This window comes from Terracoccus luteus (assembly GCF_003635045.1).
In the GTDB taxonomy this organism is placed as follows: Bacteria; Actinomycetota; Actinomycetes; order Actinomycetales; family Dermatophilaceae; genus Terracoccus; species Terracoccus luteus.
The window spans coordinates 216,701-234,434 of the sequence record NZ_RBXT01000001.1; the positions used below are offsets into that span (position 1 = coordinate 216,701).

The 17,734-nt window shown below is 72.5% G+C and carries 18 protein-coding genes; 13 read left to right on the forward strand and 5 right to left on the reverse strand.

Annotated features, from left to right (window positions below; translation table 11 throughout):
- Positions 1-110 precede the first annotated feature (110 nt).
- A complete protein-coding gene (locus DFJ68_RS01055; protein ID WP_245963371.1) occupies positions 111-1,439 on the forward strand; it encodes a sensor histidine kinase in 1,329 nt (442 codons plus the stop codon).
- Positions 1,436-2,119: a response regulator transcription factor gene (locus DFJ68_RS01060; RefSeq protein WP_121030310.1), complete on the forward strand. Its 684-nt coding sequence runs from the start codon at positions 1,436-1,438 to the stop codon at positions 2,117-2,119. Before DFJ68_RS01055 ends, DFJ68_RS01060 begins: the two co-directional genes overlap by 4 nt.
- A 126-nt stretch (positions 2,120-2,245) precedes the next feature.
- Here the strand turns inward: DFJ68_RS01060 and DFJ68_RS01065 are convergent, their stop codons facing one another.
- The gene (locus tag DFJ68_RS01065) at positions 2,246-2,839 is read right to left on the reverse strand and encodes a hypothetical protein (protein ID WP_211333243.1); all 594 of its coding nucleotides are present in this window, start codon (positions 2,837-2,839) and stop codon (positions 2,246-2,248) included.
- 300 nt (positions 2,840-3,139) lie between these two features.
- Between DFJ68_RS01065 and DFJ68_RS01070 the strand changes: the two genes are divergently transcribed.
- The 6 genes from DFJ68_RS01070 (at position 3,140) to DFJ68_RS01095 (ending at position 7,640) form a co-directional block, all read left to right on the forward strand.
- Entirely contained in the window at positions 3,140-3,622 is a 483-nt protein-coding gene (locus tag DFJ68_RS01070; RefSeq protein WP_121030312.1) for a CarD family transcriptional regulator, read from the forward strand.
- Positions 3,623-3,725: 103 nt separating this feature from the next.
- The gene (locus tag DFJ68_RS01075; protein ID WP_245963372.1) at positions 3,726-4,442 is read left to right on the forward strand and encodes an IspD/TarI family cytidylyltransferase; all 717 of its coding nucleotides are present in this window, start codon (positions 3,726-3,728) and stop codon (positions 4,440-4,442) included.
- A complete protein-coding gene (locus DFJ68_RS01080) occupies positions 4,439-5,284 on the forward strand; it encodes an SDR family oxidoreductase (RefSeq protein WP_121030314.1) in 846 nt (281 codons plus the stop codon). Before DFJ68_RS01075 ends, DFJ68_RS01080 begins: the two co-directional genes overlap by 4 nt.
- Complete coding sequence (gene ispF, locus DFJ68_RS01085) at positions 5,281-5,805, forward strand: 2-C-methyl-D-erythritol 2,4-cyclodiphosphate synthase (protein WP_245963373.1); 525 nt, start codon at positions 5,281-5,283, stop codon at positions 5,803-5,805. Before DFJ68_RS01080 ends, ispF begins: the two co-directional genes overlap by 4 nt.
- Before the next feature lie 78 nt (positions 5,806-5,883).
- Positions 5,884-6,978 (forward strand): S-(hydroxymethyl)mycothiol dehydrogenase, encoded by a 1,095-nt coding sequence (locus DFJ68_RS01090; RefSeq protein WP_121030316.1) that lies wholly within the window; start codon positions 5,884-5,886, stop codon positions 6,976-6,978.
- Positions 6,975-7,640 (forward strand): MBL fold metallo-hydrolase, encoded by a 666-nt coding sequence (locus DFJ68_RS01095; RefSeq protein WP_211333244.1) that lies wholly within the window; start codon positions 6,975-6,977, stop codon positions 7,638-7,640. The genes DFJ68_RS01090 and DFJ68_RS01095 overlap by 4 nt, the downstream gene beginning before the upstream one ends.
- 101 nt (positions 7,641-7,741) lie before the next feature.
- On the opposite strand, the gene DFJ68_RS01100 is transcribed toward DFJ68_RS01095, so the two are convergent.
- Positions 7,742-8,524 (reverse strand): hypothetical protein, encoded by a 783-nt coding sequence (locus tag DFJ68_RS01100; protein WP_121030318.1) that lies wholly within the window; start codon positions 8,522-8,524, stop codon positions 7,742-7,744.
- Between the two features lie 106 nt (positions 8,525-8,630).
- On the opposite strand from DFJ68_RS01100, the gene cysS reads away from it, so the two are divergent.
- The 4 genes from cysS to DFJ68_RS01120 all read left to right on the forward strand — a co-directional run bounded on the left by cysS (position 8,631) and on the right by DFJ68_RS01120 (position 12,674).
- Positions 8,631-10,097 carry a cysteine--tRNA ligase gene (gene cysS / locus DFJ68_RS01105; RefSeq protein WP_121030320.1) on the forward strand — a complete coding sequence of 489 codons (1,467 nt, stop codon included), beginning with the start codon at positions 8,631-8,633 and terminating at the stop codon, positions 10,095-10,097.
- A gap of 10 nt (positions 10,098-10,107) precedes the next feature.
- On the forward strand, positions 10,108-11,073 hold the full coding sequence (gene rlmB / locus DFJ68_RS01110; RefSeq protein ID WP_121030322.1) for a 23S rRNA (guanosine(2251)-2'-O)-methyltransferase RlmB: 966 nt from the start codon (positions 10,108-10,110) through the stop codon (positions 11,071-11,073).
- Between the two features lie 267 nt (positions 11,074-11,340).
- Positions 11,341-12,150 carry a DUF929 family protein gene (locus DFJ68_RS01115; protein ID WP_121030324.1) on the forward strand — a complete coding sequence of 270 codons (810 nt, stop codon included), beginning with the start codon at positions 11,341-11,343 and terminating at the stop codon, positions 12,148-12,150.
- Between the two features lie 2 nt (positions 12,151-12,152).
- Positions 12,153-12,674: a vitamin K epoxide reductase family protein gene (locus DFJ68_RS01120; protein ID WP_121030327.1), complete on the forward strand. Its 522-nt coding sequence runs from the start codon at positions 12,153-12,155 to the stop codon at positions 12,672-12,674.
- Positions 12,675-12,750: 76 nt separating this feature from the next.
- On the opposite strand, the gene DFJ68_RS01125 is transcribed toward DFJ68_RS01120, so the two are convergent.
- From DFJ68_RS01125 to DFJ68_RS01135, 3 genes are all read right to left on the reverse strand, one after another.
- On the reverse strand, positions 12,751-13,995 hold the full coding sequence (locus DFJ68_RS01125) for a DUF4032 domain-containing protein (RefSeq protein WP_121030329.1): 1,245 nt from the start codon (positions 13,993-13,995) through the stop codon (positions 12,751-12,753).
- 4 nt (positions 13,996-13,999) lie between these two features.
- The gene (locus DFJ68_RS01130) at positions 14,000-14,662 is read right to left on the reverse strand and encodes a Pr6Pr family membrane protein (protein ID WP_121030331.1); all 663 of its coding nucleotides are present in this window, start codon (positions 14,660-14,662) and stop codon (positions 14,000-14,002) included.
- A 137-nt stretch (positions 14,663-14,799) separates the two neighbouring features.
- Positions 14,800-15,903 carry an ABC transporter ATP-binding protein gene (locus DFJ68_RS01135; RefSeq protein ID WP_121030333.1) on the reverse strand — a complete coding sequence of 368 codons (1,104 nt, stop codon included), beginning with the start codon at positions 15,901-15,903 and terminating at the stop codon, positions 14,800-14,802.
- 312 nt (positions 15,904-16,215) lie between these two features.
- On the opposite strand from DFJ68_RS01135, the gene DFJ68_RS01140 reads away from it, so the two are divergent.
- Positions 16,216-17,556, forward strand: coding sequence for a sugar ABC transporter substrate-binding protein (locus DFJ68_RS01140; RefSeq protein WP_121030335.1), 1,341 nt, complete (start codon positions 16,216-16,218; stop codon positions 17,554-17,556).
- The last annotated feature ends 178 nt before the right edge of the window (positions 17,557-17,734 follow it).

The following is a 17,734-nucleotide window of genomic DNA, read 5'->3' on the forward strand; positions in this document are numbered from 1 at the left end:
TACCCGGAGCACCCACGCCGGCCCGCCCCCCGCACGGGAGGGCCGCGAACGTCATCCGGGAGCGTGTCTCGTGGTCGGGACCGCCCGTGGTCATGCGTACCCTGAACGACGTGGATCCGACAACCGCCGCGACGCTCGGCGGCATCGCCGGGCTGACTCTCGGCGGTGTCGCGATGGTCGCCGTGCGCCTCTCGGAGCGGGCCACCCGCAGCGAGGTCGTCATCGCCCGCCCGTCGCCCCTGCCGCCCGGCATCGCGGACGTCCTCGCCGTGCTGCGCAGCAGCGGCATCGTCGTCGACGCCTCCGACCGGGTCGTCAACAACTCGCCGGCCGCCGTCGCGCACGGCCTGGTGCGCGGCCACGACCTCGTGCACCCCGAGCTCGTGCAGATGGTGCGGGAGGTGCGCCGCGACGGCGTCATCCGCGAGAACGAGCTGCGGCTGCAGAACGGGCTCGGCGAGGGCCGCCTCGTCGCCCTTGCGCGCGTCGCCCCGCTCGGCGCCGACCACGTCCTGCTGCTCGTCGAGGACCGGTCGCAGGCCCACCGCGTCGAGGAGGTGCGGCGCGACTTCCTCGCCAACGTCAGCCACGAGCTCAAGACGCCGGTGGGTGGCATCTCGCTGCTCGCCGAGGCGGTGCTCGACGCCCACGACGACCCCGAGGCGGTGGCCCGCTTCGCGACCCGCATCGGCGTCGAGTCGCAGCGCCTGACCCGCCTCGTCAAGGAGATCGTCGAGCTGTCGCGCCTCCAGGGCACCGACGTCGTCACCGACCCCGAGGTCGTCGACGTCGGAGAGTGCGCCGCCGACGCCGTCGAGCGGTGCCGCCTCATCGCCGAGGAGCACGACATCGAGCTCGTCACCCAGCTCGAGCCCGGATGCCGGGTGTGGGGCTCGACCGAGCTCGTGACCACCGCGGTCACGAACCTCGTCGGCAACGCCATCGCCTACTCCGACCGCTCGACACGGGTCGGGGTGACCGTGCGCCGCCCCGTCGAGGGTCTCGTCGACATCGCGGTGACCGACCAGGGCGAGGGCATCGCGCCCGACGAGCAGGCCCGCATCTTCGAGCGCTTCTACCGGGTCGACGCCGCCCGGTCGCGGGCCACCGGCGGCACCGGCCTCGGCCTCGCCATCGTCAAGCACGTCGTCGACAACCACGGCGGCCAGGTGTCCGTGTGGTCCCAGGTCGGGCGCGGCTCGACCTTCACCATCGAGCTGCCGTGTGCCCTGGAGCAGTCGGACCCGTGGACCGACCGCCAGCGCCCGCCGCTCGGCCCCGAGCCCGACTACCGGGCGGAGTCGGGGCGCGACGGCCGCGACGGCCGCGACGGGGGCGACGCCCGTGGCTTCCCGGATGCCGACGGGGCCGGCGCCCGCGCCGACGCGCCCGACCCGACCACCGACCGACCCGTCACCACCGCGAAAGGCCTGCTTTGAGCCGCATCCTGATCGTCGAGGACGAGATCTCGTTCTCCGACCCGCTCTCGTACCTCCTGCGCAAGGAGGGCTACGACGTCGCCGTCGCCGAGACCGGCCCCGCGGGACTGGCCGAGTTCGACAAGAACGGCGCCGACCTCGTGCTGCTCGACCTCATGCTGCCCGGGCTGTCGGGCGTCGACGTCTGCCGCAACCTGCGCCAGCGCTCGTCGGTGCCGGTCATCATGCTGACGGCGAAGGACAGCGAGATCGACAAGGTCGTCGGGCTCGAGATCGGGGCCGACGACTACGTCACCAAGCCGTACTCCAGCCGCGAGCTGCTCGCCCGGGTCAAGGCCGTGCTGCGCCGACTGGCCGAGCCGGAGGAGCTCGTGCCGCCGACCCTCGAGTCGGGCCCGGTGCGCATGGACGTCGAGCGCCACACCGTGACCGTCGACGGCACCCCGACCCCGTTGCCGCTCAAGGAGTTCGAGCTGCTCGAGATGCTGCTGCGCAACAGCGGCCGGGTGCTCACCCGCATGCAGCTCATCGACCGGGTCTGGGGCAGCGACTACGTCGGGGACACCAAGACCCTCGACGTCCACGTCAAGCGCCTGCGGGCCAAGATCGAGCCCGACCCGGCCAACCCGGAGCACATCGTGACCGTGCGCGGGCTCGGCTACAAGTTCGAGGCCAGCTGACCGCACGCCCGCCCGGACGGGTCACCGCCCGACGGGAGCGAGAAGGGGACGAGCCGCTCGGCGGCTCGTCCCCTTCTCGTCGTGGCCTGTAAGGCCGCGGTACGTCAATGGTCCGTCAGCGACCCGTCAGCGGCTCGGCTCGGGCTGCGTCGTGATGTCGGTGGCCGCGGGCGTCTGCTCGCCGGCCGGCTGCGAGGTGGTCGGCGTGCCGGTGGGACCCGCGGTGGGGGTCACGGTGGCGAGGTAGCCCGAGGCGAGCAGGATCGGGACCTGGGTGACGGTCGTGCCGCCCGGCTCGGCGACGATCTGCACCGTAGTCAGCGCGCCCGGCTTGGCCTGCACCGACGGGATGGACAGGGCGAGCGAGGCGAGGTCGACCTGCTGGTACGGGCGAAGCTGCACCTGCACGCCCGCCGAGCTCGAGGTGCCGTCGGCCGCCTGCGGCCGCATCTGGAGCGTCACCTCCTGGTCGCCGAGGTTCGCGGCGTTGCCGGAGACGACGACCCCGGCGCCGGTGGTGCCGGTGGAGACGAACGACAGGTCGCGCAGGGCGACCGAGCCGGCGTTGGCCGGCACGCCGTCGGCCGGCACGTACGGCTCGTCGGTCTGGACGGGGCTCATGACCATGCAGCCCGAGGCGGTGGCGAGCACCACGAGACCCGCGGCGGCGGCGGACGCCACACGGCGCGAGGGGCGGAGAACGACGACTCGAGGCTTCACGGGCCCAGCGTACCGGCGGCGCGCCGGGGCGGCAGCGCTGCACCCGCCGGGCGGACCGGCATCCGCCCCGCCCGTCCGGCACCCGCCCGGCATGCGCAGGCGATCACGGCGACGGTCCCCGATCGCCCGCCGTCGACGACACACCGCGCGCGATGCACGTCGGGGCGGTTTCTGTCAAGAGTCGGAACGGGGAGGGATCGGGCCAGATCAGGCCTCTGACCTGCGCAGATGCCGCGGACTCGGATCGCCAGCCCCTCCGGGGCGTGGTAATCTTGAGGTCGCGAAAGGGGAAAACAGCACATGGTTTTCAAGGTCGGCGAGACGGTCGTGTACCCCCACCACGGGGCTGCACTCATCGAAGAGATCAACACCCGAACGATCAAGGGAGAGGACAAGCTCTACCTCAAGCTCAAGGTCGCCCAAGGCGACCTGACGATCGAAGTCCCAGCCGAGAACTGCGACCTCGTCGGCGTGCGCGACGTGGTCGGCAAGGAAGGCCTCGACCGCGTTTTCGAGGTCCTGCGGGCCCCGCACACCGAGGAGCCGACCAACTGGTCGCGCCGGTACAAGGCCAACCTCGAGAAGCTCGCGTCGGGCGACGTCATCAAGGTCGCCGAGGTCGTGCGCGACCTGTGGCGCCGTGACCAGGACCGCGGCCTCTCGGCCGGCGAGAAGCGGATGCTCGCCAAGGCCCGCCAGATCCTCGTCTCCGAGCTCGCGCTGGCGGAGAAGACGGACGAGCTCAAGGCGGAGTCGATCCTCGACGAGGTCCTCGCCTCCTGACCGGGGCGAGCACCCTGCCAGTTCACTGAACGCAGTCACCGGAGCGGGTCGCGTCGGCGTCATCGTCGTCGCGGCCGGCTCCGGTTCGCGTCTGGGCGCCCCGGTGCCCAAGGCGTTCGTGCCCCTCGCCGGGGTGCCCCTGCTGGGGCACGCCCTGCGGGGGGTTCTCGCGTCCCCCGACGTGCGCGAGGTCGTCCTCGTCGTGCCCGCCGGCCACCGGTCGCAGGCCGAGACGATCGCCGCCGAGGTGGATGCCGGTCGCTCCCCGGGTGCGCCCGCCCCGTCTCCGCCGGCCTCGACGTCGTCGGTGGCGTCGGTGGCGTCGGTGGCCTCGGTGGCCGATGCCGCCACGGTGACGGTCGTCGACGGCGGCGCCGAACGGGGCGACTCGGTCGCGGCGGGCCTGCGCGCCCTCGGCGACCGGGTAAACGTCGTCCTCGTGCACGACGCCGCCCGCTGCCTCACCCCGCCCGAGGTCTTCGCCCGGGTCGTCGCCGCGGTGCGCGCGGGGCATCCGGCCGTCGTGCCCGGCACCCCGGTCGTCGACACCGTCAAGCAGGTCGACGCCGACGGGTTCGTCGTCGCCACGCCCGACCGCTCGGGGCTCCGGGCGGTGCAGACACCGCAGGGCTTCGACCGGGCCGTGCTCGAACGGGCGCACGCCGACGCCGCCGCGAGCGGTCACGGCGCCACGACCGACGACGCGGGCCTCGTCGAGCGCCTCGGCGAGCGCGTGCTCGTCGTCGACGGCCACCCGTGGGCGCTCAAGGTGACCACGCCCGCCGACCTCGAGGCGGCGGCCCGTATCCTCGCGGGATGAGCGAGCCGACCGTGTCCGCCCCGTCCGCCGACCCCTCGTCGGGCGGCTCGGCCCCCGCCGGGTCCGACGGCAGCCCGGTGGCCCTCGTCACCGGGGGCGGCACCGGCATCGGCGCCGCGACCGCCGCCCGCCTGGCCGACGACGGGTTCCACGTCGTCGTCGCCGGACGGCGCCGCGAGAAGCTCGACGCGGTCGTCGACGCCGTCGGCCGGGTGCACCCCGGTGCGGCGACGGCCCTCGTCATGGACGTCACCGACGACGCGTCGGTGACGGCCGGCATCCGCTCGCTCGACCGCCTCGACGTGCTCGTCAACAACGCCGGCGGCGCCCTCGGGGTCGAGCGCGTCGAGGACGGCGACCTCGAGCGCTGGTCGACGATGTACGCGACGAACGTCCTCGGCACGGTGCGCGTCGTGCAGGCGGCGCTGCCCCTGCTGCGCCGCTCGGCCCGGGCCACCATCGTCGACGTCAGCTCGGTGGCGGGGGAGCGGGTCTACGAGGGCGGCGGTGGCTACGTCGCCGCCAAGCACGGCACCTCGGTCGTCAGCGAGACGCTGCGGCTCGAGCTCAACGGTGAGAACATCCGCGTCACCGACCTGCGGCCCGGCATGGTGCACACCGAGGAGTTCTCGCTCACCCGCCTCGGCGGTGACCGGCAGGCCGCCGACAAGGTCTACGACGGGGTCGACCGGCCGCTCGTCGCCGACGACGTCGCCGCGTGCGTCGGCTTCGTCGTCGGGCTGCCGCAGCACGTCAACATCGACACCCTCGTCGTCAAGCCGGTCGCGCAGGCCGCGTCGCACAAGGTGCACCGCGGCCCCATCAACTGGAGGACGCCGTGAGCCTGCCCGACTCGGGGGCGCCGGCGCCGTCGTCCCTCCCGCGCGTCGGCGTCGGGGTCGACGTGCACTCCTTCGCCCCCGACGACGAGCCACGCGAGCTGTGGGTCGCCGGGCTGCACTGGCCCGGCGAGCGCGGGCTGGCCGGGCACAGCGACGCCGACGTCGCGGCCCACGCGGCGTGCGACGCGATCTTCACGGCATCCGGTATCGGCGACCTCGGGGCGCACTTCGGCACCGACCGGCCCGAGCTCGCGGGCGCGTCGGGCGTCACCCTGCTCGCCGAGGCGGCGCGCCTCGTGCGCGAGGCGGGGTTCGAGATCGGCAACATCGCGGTGCAGGTCGTCGGCAACCGGCCCAAGATCGGCACCCGGCGCGACGAGGCGGTCGCGGCCCTGACGGCCGCCGCCGGCGCCCCCGTCTCGGTGAGTGGGACGACGACCGACGGGCTCGGCCTCACCGGCCGCGGCGAGGGCGTGGCGGCGGTCGCCACCGCACTCGTGGTGGCGCGCCCCGTCGACTAACCGGGGGTCGCGGCTGGCAGGATCGGCGCTGAACCCCGGTCGCACGCCGAGACCGGCCGTCCTCGAAGGAGCCGCACCATGCCGCAGACCGTCAAGGGCGTCATCGCCCGCAGCAAGGGCGCCGACGTCGAGCTCGTCGACGTCGTCGTGCCCGACCCCGGCCCCGGTGAGGCCGTCGTCAAGATCGACGCCTGCGGGGTGTGCCACACCGACCTGCACTACCGCGAGGGCGGCATCAACGACGAGTTCCCGTTCCTGCTCGGCCACGAGGCCGCCGGTGTCGTCGAGGCGGTCGGCGAGGGCGTCACCGAGGTCGCGCCCGGCGACTTCGTCATCCTCAACTGGCGCGCCGTGTGCGGCCAGTGCCGCGCCTGCGCCAAGGGCAAGCCTTGGTACTGCTTCGCCACCCACAACGCGAGCCAGAAGATGACGCTGACCGACGGCACCGAGCTGACGCCCGCCCTCGGCATCGGCGCCTTCATCGAGAAGACCCTCGTGCACGCCGGCCAGTGCACCAAGGTGACCGAGGCCGACGCGGCCGCGGTCGGCCTGCTCGGCTGTGGCGTCATGGCCGGCTTCGGCGCGGCCGTCAACACCGGCGGGGTCACCCGCGGTGACTCGGTCGCCGTCATCGGCTGCGGCGGGGTCGGCGACGCCGCCATCGCCGGCGCCGCGATCGCCGGCGCGACGACCATCGTCGCGGTCGACGTCGACGACGCGAAGCTCGAGCAGGCCCGCCGCTTCGGGGCCACGCACACGGTCAACAGCAAGGATGCCGGTGGGCGCGACGCCGTCGTCGAGGCCGTCCGCGAGATCACCGGTGGCAACGGCGCCGACGTCGTCGTCGAGGCGGTCGGCCGCCCCGAGACCTACGAGCAGGCGTTCTACATGCGCGACCTCGCCGGCACCGTCGTGCTCGTCGGCGTGCCCACCCCGGACGTCGAGGTGACGCTGCCGATGATCGAGATCTTCGGTCGCGGCGGGGCCCTGAAGTCGAGCTGGTACGGCGACTGCCTGCCCAGCCGCGACTTCCCGATGCTCGTCGACCTCTACAAGCAGGGCCGCTTCGACCTCGACGCCTTCGTCACCGAGCGCATCGGCCTCGGCGACGTCGAGGCCGCCTTCGACAAGATGCACGGCGGCCAGGTGCTGCGGTCGGTCGTCGAGCTGTGACCGGGCTCTCCGACCTCTCGACCACCCCGGGCGGGGTGCGCGTCGAGCACACGACGACCGAGGGCACCTTCAGCCTCGACGGCGGCACGTGGGACGTCGAGAACAACGTCTGGGTCGTCGGTGACGACGAGCGCTGCGTCGTCGTCGACGCACCCCACGACGCCGCGCCCATCCTCGAGCTCGTCGGCGAGCGGCGCCTGACCCACGTGCTGCTCACGCACGCCCACGACGACCACGTCACCGTCGTGGCCGACCTCCTCGCCGCCCACCCCGGCGCGGTCGTGGCCCTGCACCCCGACGACCACGTGCTGTGGGAGCAGACCCACCCCGACCTGGAGCCGGGCCTGCCCCTCGCCGACGGCGACGTCGTGCAGGTCGGTGACGTCGAGCTCGTCGTGCTGCACACCCCGGGTCACTCGCCGGGGGCCGTGTGCTTCCACGCCCGCGACCTGCGGGCCGTCTTCACCGGCGACACCCTGTTCCAGGGCGGTCCGGGGGCGACGGGCCGGTCGTTCAGCGACTTCGGCACCATCGTCGCCTCGATCCGGGAGAAGCTGCTCACCCTGCCGCCCGAGACCGTCGTGCTGACCGGTCACGGCGCGGCGACGACGATCGGGGCCGAGGCGCCCGACGTCGAGGAGTGGATCCGCCGCGGTCACTGACCGCCGCACCCGCGCCGGGCACCACCCCCGTGGAGGGTCGTCGTCGCCCTGACGACGACGACCCTCCACCGGGGACCGGGCGGCGGGGGACGAGCCTCCGGTCAGGCGCCGTAGGCGCGCGGGGACGTGTCGTGCAGCAGGCTGATCTTCTGCCAGATCTTGCGGCTCATGCCCGTCGTCAGCGTCTCGATCTCGCTCACGGTGTCGAGCACGAGGGAGTCGGTCGACTCCTCGGCGCACAGGGCCGCCGCCTTCGAGGTCAGCGACAGCAGCTCGGAGCAGTAGTCGAGGTAGAGCGCGTAGTCGCGCGGCGAGAGCACCCGGGGGCTGACGACCTCGCGCCCGGGGTAGCTCACCGGACCCGGCGAGGCGCCGGTCGGGTCCGCCCGCGGCAGCAGCAGCGCGGGGTCCTTGCCCATCTGGTGCATGTCGATGATGTGCGCCATCGACCGCAGCCGGTGCAGATGGCCGATGAGGTCGCGTCGCACGACCCGGTCGGGCAGCGACAGCAGGAACCACACGGCGATGCCAGCGAAGACGAGGTCGTTGACGCCGCTCTCGAGCACCGGCAGCCACTCGATGGCGCGCACCGACCCGGCCCGCCCCACGGCATCCGCGACGGCGCTGCCGAGCACGAAGAGGGCCACGGCGACGACGAGCCCCACCCCCACCCGGGACACGACGGTGAGGGCGGCCCGCCGGCGCATCGTGCGGGCGGTGTGCTCGAGCAGCCGGCCGACGACCGACCCCAGCTCGGTCGTGGCCGCGCGCAGACCGGGGTGGTTGGGCAGGTAGCGGTCGACGCGCTCACCGAGGTACTCGATGACCGCCCGCACCTCGCGCCCGTCGAGGCGGTCGTAGCTGCTCAGGCGGGGCTCGGCCACGACGGCATCCTCACGTCGGGGTCCCCTGCGCGCATGCCCGCAGCGTACCGACGGCCGCCCGCCGCGTGGTCGGGCACGGGCGCGCGCCGCCGATAGAGTGTGGCGGGTGACTCTGCACCTGTTCGACACCGCCACCCGAGAGCTGCGTGAGTTCACGCCGCGCGAGCCGGGCCGGGTCGGGATGTACATCTGCGGGCTCACGACGCAGGGGGCACCGCACATCGGCCACATCCGCTTCGCCGTCGCGTTCGACGTGCTGCGCCGCTGGCTGCGCACGGGCCACGGCTACGAGGTCACCCTCGTGCGCAACGTCACCGACATCGACGACAAGGTGTTGCGCAAGGCCGCGGATGCCGGTGAGCCGTGGTTCGCGCTGACGTACCGCAACGAGCGGCTGACCTCGCAGGCGCTCGACGCGCTCGGCGTGATGCCCGCGACGTACGAGCCGCGCGCCACCGGGCACGTGCCCGACATGGTGACGCTCATGGAGACGCTCGTCGAGAAGGGGCACGCCTACGCCGCCCCCGACGGCAGTGGCGACGTGTACTTCGACGTCCGCTCCTGGCCCGAGTACGGCTCGCTCACCGGCCAGTCGCTCGACGACATGGTCGCCGCCGACGACGCCGACCCGCGCGGCAAGCGCGACCCGCGCGACTTCGCGCTGTGGAAGGGCCACAAGCCCGACGAGCCCGAGAGCGCCTCGTGGCCGACCCCGTTCGGCGCCGGCCGGCCAGGCTGGCACCTCGAGTGCTCGGCCATGGCCCGGCGTTGGCTCGGCGACGAGTTCGACATCCACGGTGGCGGCATCGACCTGCGCTTCCCGCACCACGAGAACGAGCAGGCACAGTCGCGGGCCGCGGGTCTCGGCTTCGCGCGGTACTGGCTGCACAACGCCTGGGTGACGGTGCGCGGCCAGAAGATGGGCAAGTCGCTCGGCAACGCCCTCGAGGTGCGCGAGCTGCTGACGACGACGCGCCCCATCGTGCTGCGCTACTACCTCACCGCCGCCCACTACCGCTCCATGATCGAGTACCACGAGGGCTCGCTCGTCGAGGCCGGTGCGGCGGTCGAGCGCATCGAGGGCTTCCTCGAGCGTGCGGCCAGGCGGGGCACGGTCGCCGACCTCCCGGCATCCGGGCTGCCCGCTGCGTTCGTCGCAGCCATGGACGACGACCTCGGGGTCTCCGGCGCTCTCGCCGTCGTGCACGACACGGTGCGCGCGGGCAACACGGCCCTCGACGAGGGCGACGACGAGGCGGCGCTCGACGCGGCCGCCGCCGTCGTGGCCATGACGGACGTGCTCGGCATCAACCCGCGCGCCGAGCACTGGGGCGCCGCGACGGATGCCGGTGGGTCCGGCGGGTGGGTCGGCGCCGAGGCGCTCGACGCCCTCGTCCAGGCCCAGCTCGACGCCCGCCAGAACGCCCGGCAGGAGCGTGACTTCGAGCGCGCCGACGCCATCCGCGACCAGCTCGAGGCGGTCGGCATCGCCGTCACCGACACCCCCGGCGGGGCGCAGTGGAGCCTCACCCGGCACGACCACGGCGACCCGGCCGTCCCCGACGAGAACTGACAGGACCCCCATGCCAGGCAACAGCCAGCGCCGCGGCGCGATCCGCAAGAACACCAAGGGCGCGACCGTCGGCTCCGGCGGCCAGCGCCGCCGCGGCCTCGAGGGCCGCGGACCGACGCCCAAGGCGGCCGACCGCGAGTACCACCCGGCGCACAAGCAGGCCAAGCGCGGCGGCACCGGCGGACGGGTCGCCTCGAGCGGTGGCCGCGGTGCCGGCAAGCCGCAGCGCCGCACCAAGGGCAGCAGCGAGATCGTCGCCGGCCGCAACAGCGTCGTCGAGGCGCTGCGGGCCGACATCCCGGTGTCGACGATGTACGTCGCCGGCCGCATCGACAGCGACGACCGCGTGCGCGAGGCCCTGAAGATCGCGACAAGCCGCGGGCTGCCGATCCTCGAGACGCCGCGGGGCGAGCTCGACCGGCTCACCGACGGTGCGGTGCACCAGGGGCTCGCGCTGCAGGTGCCGCCGTACGAGTACGCCGACCCGCACGACTTCATCGACCCCGAGACGCCCGGGGTGCCTCTCGTCGTCGCTCTCGACGGCATCACCGACCCGCGCAACCTCGGCGCCATCATCCGCTCGGTCGGGGCCTTCGGCGGCCACGGCGTCGTCGTGCCCGAGCGGCGCTCGGTCGGCATGACCGCGTCGGCGTGGAAGACGTCGGCCGGGGCGGCCGCCCGCATCCCGGTGGCCAAGGCGAGCAACCTCACCCGGGCGCTCGAGGAGTACCAGAAGGCCGGCTTCTTCGTCATCGGCCTCGACATGGACGGCGACGTCGAGCTGCCCGACCTCGACCTCGCCGACCAGCCCCTCGTCGTCGTCACCGGCTCGGAGGGCAAGGGCCTGTCGCGGCTCGTGCGCGAGACGTGCGACCAGATCGTCTCGATCCCGATGCACGCCGCGACCGAGTCGCTCAACGCCGGCATCGCCACCGGGGTCACGCTCTACGAGATCGCGCGCCGCCGCCGCCGCTGACCCCGGCCCGCTCGGGTGGAGGTGTTCGGTCGCGGCCGAGCGCGACGCCCGACCTCGACCGGATGCCGGTGCGCGCGGGTGGAGGTGATCGGCGACCGTCCGTGATCGGGCACCACCTCCACCGGATGCCGGTCGGAGGGCTCGCTCAGGTGACGCCGTTACCCTGACCTCGATAGCCGCCTCGGGGACCGGGTCGGACGCGCACACCGAAGGACGAGAGTCGTGGCACAGAGCACCAGGGCAGCAGCCTCCGCACGAGCGGCGCAGATGCGCGCCGAAGAGGCCCGCAAGGACCGCCGCCGCAAGAACCTCATCGCGGCGGTCGTCGTCGTCATCGTCGTCATCATCGCCGTCGTGCTCGGCGCCGTCATCGCCAACCGTCCGAGCGGTGCCGGCAGCGCCGCCGGGTCGGGCGCCTCGGCCCTGCAGAAGCTGACGTCGATCCCCGCCGCCACGCTCGACGACGCCGCAGCCCCGAGCCCGCAGCAGGCCCCGGCCAAGCTCGACGGCGCCACCGAGATCAAGGTCGACGGCAAGCCGCAGGTGCTCTACGTCGGCGCCGAGTACTGCCCCTTCTGCGCCGTCGAGCGCTGGGCCCTCATCGGCGCCCTCTCCCGCTTCGGCACCTTCTCCGGCATCACCGAGACGACGAGCAGCAGCACCGACGTCCACCCCGACACCCCGACCTTCTCGTTCGTCAACGCGAAGTACCAGAGCGACTACGTCTCGCTCAAGACCGTCGAGACGCAGGACCGCGAGGGCAAGCCGCTGCAGACCCTCGAGGGCGACGCCGCCGCGCTGTTCCAGAAGTACAACACCGGCGGCAGCATCCCGTGGATCAACTACGGCGGCACCAACGCCACCACGGGCGCCACGGTCGACTCGACGGCCTTCGACGGCAAGACCTACGACCAGATCATCGAGGGCATCCTCGACCCGAACTCCGACCTCGGCAAGACGGTGCTTCCCGCCGTCAACGTCATCACCGCGCAGATCTGCCAGCAGAACGGCGGCAAGCCCTCGAACGTCTGCACCGCGGCCGGCGTCCAGTCGGCCTCGGTGCTGCTGAAGCGCTGACCGTGGCCGCCCGCACCGGTCTCGGACCGACCGCGACGGGCGCGGGCGTCACCCCCGCGCCCCGCCGGCCCCGGTGGCTCGCCCCGCTGACGGCGACGCTCTCGGTGCTCGGCCTGCTCGTCTCGGCCTACCTCACCTACGAGCACCTCACCGACAACGCCACCCTCGCGTGCAGCGTCAACGGCGTCGTCGACTGCGCCAAGGTGACCTCGAGCCCGTGGAGCGGGTTCCTCGGCGTCCCCGTCGCCCCGCTCGGGCTCGTCTTCTTCGCCGTGACGCTCGCTTTGTGCCTCCCCGCGGCGTGGCGCCGGGCCGACCGTCGCCTCGACGCCGTCCGCCTCGCCTGGGTGACGGTCGGCCTCGGCATGGCCCTCTACCTCGTGTGGGCCGAGCTCTTCCGCATCCACGCCATCTGCCTGTGGTGCACGGGCGTGCACGTGCTGACCTTCGCCCTGTGGGTGGCCGTGCTGTTCGGCCAGATCCTCACCGAGCCGGGCGACCCGGCATCCGACGCCCGCGACTGAGCCCGGATGCCGGTGGGCGACTCTGCGCGCCGCTGCAGTGAGCTCTCGACGGGGGCTACGCGCCCTCTCGACGGGGTCAGTCGGTGCGGCTGATGACCGGCATCTCCTCGGTGTCGACGCCGAGGACCGCCTTCTCCTCGGGCTTGCTCGGCAGCACGTTGGAGAGGTAGTCGGCCAGCGCCTCGGTGATGGGTGTGTCGTGACCCGCCCGCTCGCTGAGGTACCAGCGGTGCTCGAGCACCTCGTGGAAGACCTCGGCCGGCTCGAGCCGGCTCGTCAGCTCGCGGGGGACCGCGCGCACGACGGGCTCGTAGACGGTGGCCAGCCAGTCGTGGGCGAGGATCTCCTCGTCCTCGCCCTGGCGGTCGGACGCGGCGGCGTAGGCGTCGAGGTCGTTGAGCAGGCGGCGCGCCTGGTTCTCGCCGACGTCGAGACCGGTGAGGCGCAGCAGCCGCCGGGAGTGGTGGCCGGCGTCGACGACCTTCGGGGTGATGACGATCTCGGTGCCGCCGATGTCGGTCGTGATCGACAGCTCGTCGACGTCGAAACCGAGGCCGTTGAGGCGCCGGATGCGCTCGTCGACGCGCCAGCGGTCGCCGGTGTTGAACCGCTCGGTGCCGGTGAGCTCGTCCCACAGCGTGTGGTACCGCTCGATGATCGACGCGGACATCTCGAACGGGTCGGCGTTCTCCTCGAGGAAGCCGCCCGCGGCGAGGTCCATGAGCTCGCCGGCGATGTTGACCTGGGCGATGTCGAGGTCGTGCTCGCGCTGGCCGTTCGACAGGCGCGGGTGCAGCTCGCCGGTCTCGGCGTCGACGAGGTAGGCGGCGAAGGCGCCGGCGTCGCGCCGGAACAGGGTGTTCGACAGCGACACGTCGCCCCACCAGAACCCGTCGAGGTGCAGGCGCACGAGCAGCACGGCGAGGGCGTTGATGAGGCGTACGGCCGTGTCGGGGCGCAGGCTCTGGCTGTAGAGCGCCCGGTAGGGCAGCGAGAACTGCAGGTGCCGGGTGATGAGGCAGGCGTCGAGCGGCTCGCCGTGCTCGTCGGTGCGGCCGTGCACGACGCCGAACGGCACGACCGACGGCACGTCGAGGCGGCGCAGGTTGCGCAGCATCGCGTACTCGCGGTCGGCGATGTCGGCCTTGATCTCCTTGACCGCCAGCACCCGGGGGCCGAGCTTGACGAAGCGGACGACGTGGCGCGAGATGCCGCGTGGCAGGGCGGCGAGGTGGCTCTCCGGCCACTCCTCCAGGGGGGTGGACCAGGGCAGGTCGAGCAGCGCCGACTCGGGCCGCGCCGTCGTGATCTCGAGCGTCACGGGCTCATCGTGTCACGGATGCCGGGCGGCGGCGGGTGAGGCGGAGGTCGACCCACCGGGCGGCCGCGGCGAGGGCGAAGAAGAGCACGGCGATGACGAGGCAGTTGAGCAGGGTCTGGCCCCAGCCGATCTCGTTGACGCGCAGGAAGGGGTAGGGGTACCAGTCGACGACCGGGCCGAGGGCGAGGGTCGCGACCAGCCACAGCACCGGCCAGGCGAGCGCCGGCAGCAGGTCGTCACGGTGGATCTTGCCCCGCGGGCCGAAGACGGCCCAGCCGACGACGGTCAGCAGGGGAACCGCGATGTGGAGCAATCGGTCGCACAGCAGGTTGAGGGCGGTGTAGTTGCTCGACGGGGCGAGGGCGACGAAGGCGACGACGCCGGTGACGGTGATACCGATGAGCGAGGCCAGCCGCACGACCCGGAAGAGCCGGGTGTCGGTGCGCCCCCGGAGGATGAGCGCCATCGACACCGCGACGAGCAGGTTCGACTGGATGGTGAAGTAGCAGAAGTACCGGCGCACCTGTTCCGGCATCGACGCCGTGACGGCCGAGTGGTCGAGCAGGTCGGTGCGCGTCACGATCGCGACGATCTGCAGCACGAGCCCGAGGGCCGCGACGACGAGGGTGACGGTGTGCCAGAGGCGGCCGGTGCGGGTGGTCTCCACACGGGCAGAGTAGCGCCGCGTGCCCGCCACGCGCGGGCGTGCGGGTCCGCACACGCCGACGGGCCGGCATCCGAGATGGATGCCGGCCCGCGGGGTCGTGCTGGTCCGTGCTGGTCCGTGCTGGTGGTGTGGCGACCTCAGTCGCCGATGCGCACACCCGACTCGGAGTTGAAGAGGTGGATGTGCCCCTCCTTGGGCTTGAGGTGCAGGACCTCGCCCTTCTCCGGGGGGCGTCGACCGTCGACGCGGGCGATGAACGGCTTAGCGATGTCGTCCTCGCCCTCGGTCGTGACCTGGTTGGCCTTGGTCGAGCCGTAGATGTAGGCGTCGGCGCCGAGCTCCTCGACGACGTCGACCGTCACCGCGATGCCCTGGCCGTCGGGGGCGACCTCGAGGTCCTCGGGGCGCACGCCGACCGTGATGTTCTTGCCGGCCTTGCCGAGCTCGTCACGCGAGATCGGCACGACGTAGCCGCCGAAGTCGGCGCCGCCGTCGGTGACCGGGCCGGCGAGCAGGTTCATCGCGGGGGAGCCGATGAAGCCGGCGACGAAGACGTTGGCCGGGTGGTCGTACATGCGACGCGGGGTGTCGCACTGCTGGAGCAGGCCGTCCTTGAGCACCGCGACGCGGTCACCCATCGTCATGGCCTCGACCTGGTCGTGGGTGACGTAGACGGTCGTGACGCCGAGGCGGCGCTGCAGCGAGGCGATCTGCGTGCGCGTCTGCACGCGCAGCTTGGCGTCGAGGTTCGACAGCGGCTCGTCCATGAGGAAGACCTGGGGCGAGCGGACGATCGCGCGGCCCATGGCGACGCGCTGGCGCTGGCCACCGGAGAGGGCCTTGGGCTTGCGGTCGAGGTACGCGGTGAGGTCGAGGATCTTCGCGGCCTCCTCGACGCGCTTGCGGATCTCCGACTTGTCGACGCCGGCGATCTTCAGGGCGAAGCCCATGTTGTCGGCGACCGACATGTGCGGGTAGAGCGCGTAGTTCTGGAACACCATCGCGACGTCGCGGTCCTTGGGGGACAGGTTCGTCACGTCGCGGTCACCGATGAGGATGCGGCCGCCGTTGACCTCCTCGAGGCCGGCGAGCATGCGCAGGGACGTGGACTTGCCGCATCCGGAGGGACCGACGAGGACGAGGAACTCGCCGTCCGCGATCTCGATGTTGAGCTTGTCGACCGACGGGATGGGGTTCCCCGGGTACTGACGCGTCGCGTCCTCGAACGTCACAGTTGCCATGGCTTCATTGCCTTCCTTCACCGGCAGGAACGTGCCGGACGATCCGTTGTAAAGGGCGTGCCCACCCGGACGGGCGGGCGAGCACATCATGACCGACAACCCCGCCCCGCGCCACCCCCTCGGCGACGGACGTCGTCAGCTCGCTCACGAAGCCGAGGGTGCGACGCGGCGCCCCGGCGCCCCGGCCGTCTCGAGGGCTGAGACCAGATCGGTGCAAGAACTTGCAGCAAGATGGTTCTCGCTTCCTGCAAGTTCTTGCTACTGTTCCGCCACCGGTGGCGGCGTGTGCCACCTGGTTTCAAAGGAGATTCCATGCACAAGCGTGCCTATGGCGCCCTGGCCGTCTCGGGCGTCGCCGCCCTGGCCCTGAGCGCCTGTGGCGGGTCCAGCCCCGCACCCTCGTCCAACGCCGGTTCCGCTGCACCGACGGTGAGCGACACCTCGAGCACCTCCACGAGCGCCCCGGCGCCCGCCGCGTCGTCGACCACCGGTGCGCCGGTCCGTGACGCCAACGTCGACCTCGTCATCTGGACCGACGCCGACCGTGCCCCCACCGTGAAGAAGATCGCCGACGCCTTCGGGGCCGAGCAGGGCATCTCCGTCTCGGTCCAGGTCGCCGTCGACACCCGCCAGCAGTTCAAGGACGCCACCAAGGTCGGCAAGGGCCCGGACATCGTCGTCGGTGCCCACGACTGGCTCGGTGAGCTCGTCCAGGAGAACACCGTCGCCCCGATCTCGCTGTCGGCCGACACCGCGGCCAAGTTCTCCGAGAGCTCGATCGCCGCGGCAAAGTTCAACGGCCAGAACTACGGCGTGCCCTACGCCGTCGAGAACATCGCGCTCATGCGCAACACGGCCCTCGCGCCCGACGCCCCCAAGACGATGGACGAGCTGGTCAAGACCGGCACGGAGATCAAGCAGAAGAGCGGCGGCAAGGTCACCAACGTCCTCATCCAGCAGGTGGGCAAGACCGGCAACGCGTACTACACCTACCCGTACCTCAGCGCGTTCGGCGGCGGCATCTTCGGGACCACCTCCGACGGCGGCTACGACCCCGACAAGGTGCTCGTCGACAGCGCCGACTCGATCAAGGGCGCCGACGTCCTCGCCCAGCTCGGCAAGCAGGGCATCCTCTCCACCAACGTCGGTGACGACAACGCCGAGGGCCTGTTCGACGCCGGCAAGGCGCCGTACTTCATCACCGGCCCGTGGGCGACGACGAACGCCAAGAAGGCGAACATCAAGTACGCCATCAGCGACCTGCCCACGCTCGACGGCGGTGGCCAGATGCAGCCGTTCCTCGGCGTCCAGCTGTTCTACGTCAGCAGCAAGGCGAAGAACGCGAGCATCGCGCAGGAGTTCGTCACGAACTACATCACGAAGAAGGACGTCCAGCTCGAGCTCTTCAACGCGCTCGGCCGCCCGCCGGCCCTGACCGAGGCCCTCGACGAGGTCTCCGCGAGCAACCAGGACGTCAAGGCGTTCTTCGAGGCCGGCAAGGACAGCAAGCCCATGCCGAACATCCCCGCGATGAACTCGGTGTGGGGCCCGCTCGGCCAGGCCGCCGCCGACGTCATCTCCGGCAAGGCCGCGCCCGAGGCCCGCTTCAAGGCCGCCCAGGCCGAGATCGTGGCCAACATCAAGAAGGGCTGACCCAACCGGTCACCCCGCTCGACCCGGCGCGGGCGGCGCTTCGCCGCCCGCGCCCGGACGACCGCCGACGCGGTCGTCCCGCACCACCTCGCAGCACCGCACCACCTCGCACCACCCGCACCCGCACGGGTGCCCGGCCGGCCCGTCCGCCGGGCACCCGGCCGCGGGCTGCCCGCCG